We start from the raw sequence: 3,143 nt of genomic DNA, 5'->3' as shown, positions 1-3,143 counted from the left end.
AGTTCGCTACTTGGTGGTGGCGGTGTCGATGGAGCGATCCATCGCGCGGCGGGCAAAGAGTTATTAGCTACGTGTCAGCGACTAAATGGTTGTAAAACTGGTGAGGCTAAAATTACTTCCGGCTATCGATTGACGGCTGATTATATAATTCATACCGTCGGCCCTGTTTGGGAAGGTGGTAATAGTGGCGAGCCAGAATTACTCGCCAGTTGTTATCGCGAAAGTTTGGCTCTAGCCGCACAATATGAGATTAAAACGATCGCGTTTCCAGCGATTAGTTGTGATGTTTATGGTTATCCGATCGATCTAGCGGCTCAGGTGGCATTGGAGACTGTGCGGGCTTATTTGGTGCAAGATTTGTCGATCGAGGGTGTGAGCTTTGTTTGTTTTAGCGATACTGATTATGATGCCTATGTCGAAGCTTTTGGGATGTTATGATTTGACAATACTGCGTAATGAATCGAAGAATGTGGGATAGGAAATAGACGCTGCTTCGGCACGGTGAATGGTAGTCGTTTCCTTTGCCATTAGGGACGCGATCGACAGGCTCATGGCAATCCGATGATCTGTAAAACTATCTAGCTCTGCGCCGCTTAAAGTGCCCCCACCAGTGATTTCTAAACCATCGGGTAATTCGGTAACTTTTGCGCCCATTTTAGTTAACGCTGCTGCCATTACTTGCAACCTGTCGCTCTCTTTAACGCGCAATTCGGCGGCGTCTTTAATAACGGTTGTCCCTTGAGCAAATACAGCGGCGACAGCTAGAATTGGAATCTCATCGATCAGACGCGGGATCAGATCGCCGCTAATTTCACAGGCTTTGAGGTTGCTGTATTTGACGCGGATATCGGCAACGGGTTCGCCAGCAACTTCGCGCTGATTTTCGAGGGTAATATCGGCACCCATTAATTCTAAAGCCACCAAAATGCCCGTGCGGGTAGGATTGACGCCGACATTTTCAATATACAACTCCGAACCAGGCACGATCGCGCCAGCTACCAGCCAAAATGCTGCCGAGCTAATATCCCCAGGGACGATTACTTGTTGTCCGGTGAGGGTAGGATAGCCCGTCACAGTCGCACTATGCGTCTCTGGATCGACATCTATCTGCGCCCCAAACGCTCGCAACATCCGTTCGGAGTGATCCCGCGATAAGGCGGGTTCGGTGACGGTGGTGCGCCCGTAAACCATCAATCCAGCGAGTAATATTGCCGACTTGACCTGAGCAGACGCGATCGGGGAATGATAGTGGATTGGTTGTAATGCTTGTCCGCGCACAGCGAGCGGTGCGAGGGAATTGCTCTTGCGTCCCCAGATTTGCGCTCCCATCTCCGCCAGCGGTGCGACGACTCGCGACATCGGACGCGATCGCAAGGAGTCATCACCAGTTACCATAAAAAAGCGATCGGGATGAGAAGCTAAGATCCCCAACATCAATCGCATCGTCGTTCCGGAATTGCCAGCGTCGAGGATATTTACTGGCTCCTGAAGCTGCCCCAAACCAATCCCCGTCACCGTTACCAGTTCGGTATTTAATTCAGAAATCTGCGCTCCCATTGCCGTAAAACAAGCCGCCGTACTCCGAGGATCTTCACCGAGCAATAAGCCCCGAATCGTCGTCTCACCCTCCGCCAAGGCTCCCAACATCAAGGCGCGATGGGAAATAGATTTGTCCCCAGGAATCTGTAAGGTGCCTTGAAGCGAGATCCCGGATGCTGGCGGCGTAACAGTCAGGCTGTGATGACGATCGAGCGGTTGCAGGTTAATCACGATGAGTTTGGTAGATAGTCTAAATACTTATTGTAGGCTAGGCAATCTCGATCGATTCGCCGGACTGGGAAAATACAAAAATCCCCTCGTTTGAGGGGATTTTTGGTACTTAACGTTTGCCTACCTTGACAGTCACACTTTGTTTTTCACCGACTTTGCCCAATGCTTGTGGTGGTTGGGCATCATGAGCGATAAACAAGCCACCAGCATTATTGGTATTGATCGTGACTTGCTTTTGAGCTGTCCAGTTAAATTTCGTACCGATATTCAGATTGCCCGTAAATACGGTCTTCCCATCGATGCCAATTTGCGCCCAAGTTGGACTCTTGACGACGATCTCTACAGGAATGTCTGGTAATTGACTGCGTTGAGGTGCAGCTACAGGCGCTGTAGCACTTCCTGCTGCTGGCTGCGGTTTGGCTGCTACTACTGGAGTGGGCTGAGACTGCGATTTGAAGGCAGTGTTGAGTAGATTAGACGCCACCGCACTTACCCCAATAATCGCCACTGTATAGCCTAAATACACGTACAGCGGCTTAACTGGAGTGGGAGTGTGAAAAGTGGTTGTCTGGAGCTTGGTAGTCGGCTCAAAGGTAGCAGCAGCGGCGTCCCAGTTAGGTACTTGCTGGGAAATTGTCGCTCCATCCAAGCCTACGCTATCAGCATAGCGTTTGACCATGCCTTTGACGTATACAGGCTCAGGGAGCATTTCAATATGCCCTTCTTCGATCGCCTGTACCAGTCGCGGCTGAATCCGGGTGCGGCTGGCGATATCGCCGATCGAGAGTTGCCGATTTTGGCGATTTTGGCGTAAACTTTCGCCAAGTTCTTGCAAGATCTCGCTGGGCGTTGGTAGTGCGGGAACAAATTCGACAGGTTCGGCTGCCACTGGTGGTTTCGGTCGGAACTGCTCGAAGGCAGCAACCGAGCCGACTAGAAGTGACAGTTTAGATAGTTTGAGAGCGGTCAGATGCTTGAGCGGTGCCAGTAGAGTCACGATCGCTGATGTGGGGTAGTTGTGGGATTATAATCGGGGTTTAATGCTGAAGATACCGGATCGAATCGTCGCTACTCCTTAAAGGGAGGAAGCTACGGTCGATCGATCTCCAGCAAATTCGAGGCGATGGAGTTCGGCGGAGTCTAAATGACGGTAGGAACCGAGCGTTAATGCTCGATCCCCATCGACACTAATGTCACCAATGCTGGTACGATGGAGGTATAAGACCGGACATCCTAGCAGAGTTGCAACTCTTCTAATCTGTCTGTTTCTACCTTCAGTAATCGCAATCTCCAGCAGGGTACGATCGGTATGTTGCTTGAGAACTTTCACTTGTGCGGGCAAAGTATCTTGCCCATCTAGATCGATCCCGTTG

General features: G+C 50.7%; 3 protein-coding genes and 1 pseudogene. 1 reads left to right on the top strand and 3 read right to left on the bottom strand.

Features of this window, described 5'->3' with window-relative positions; all coding sequences use genetic code 11:
• Positions 1-438, top strand: a 438-nt coding sequence (locus tag RMO52_RS10410) for a macro domain-containing protein (RefSeq protein WP_310413717.1), incomplete at its 5' end; no start/stop codon positions are given.
• On the opposite strand, the gene aroA is transcribed toward RMO52_RS10410, so the two are convergent.
• From aroA to RMO52_RS10395, 3 genes and pseudogenes are all read right to left on the bottom strand, one after another.
• Complete coding sequence (aroA, locus tag RMO52_RS10405; protein WP_396134946.1) at positions 433-1,767, bottom strand: 3-phosphoshikimate 1-carboxyvinyltransferase; 1,335 nt, start codon at positions 1,765-1,767, stop codon at positions 433-435. The genes RMO52_RS10410 and aroA overlap by 6 nt on opposite strands.
• Positions 1,768-1,879: 112 nt before the next feature.
• Positions 1,880-2,767: a RodZ domain-containing protein gene (locus RMO52_RS10400; protein WP_309742548.1), complete on the bottom strand. Its 888-nt coding sequence runs from the start codon at positions 2,765-2,767 to the stop codon at positions 1,880-1,882.
• A gap of 78 nt (positions 2,768-2,845) precedes the next feature.
• Positions 2,846-3,143, bottom strand: a pseudogene (locus RMO52_RS10395) (pseudouridine synthase); the annotation flags it as partial.

The sequence above is a fragment of the Chamaesiphon sp. OTE_8_metabat_110 genome, from assembly GCF_031382685.1.
GTDB lineage: Bacteria > Cyanobacteriota > Cyanobacteriia > Cyanobacteriales > Chamaesiphonaceae > Chamaesiphon.
The sequence above is the reverse complement of the archived record's forward strand: the minus strand, read 5'-3'. Positions and strand labels throughout refer to the sequence as shown.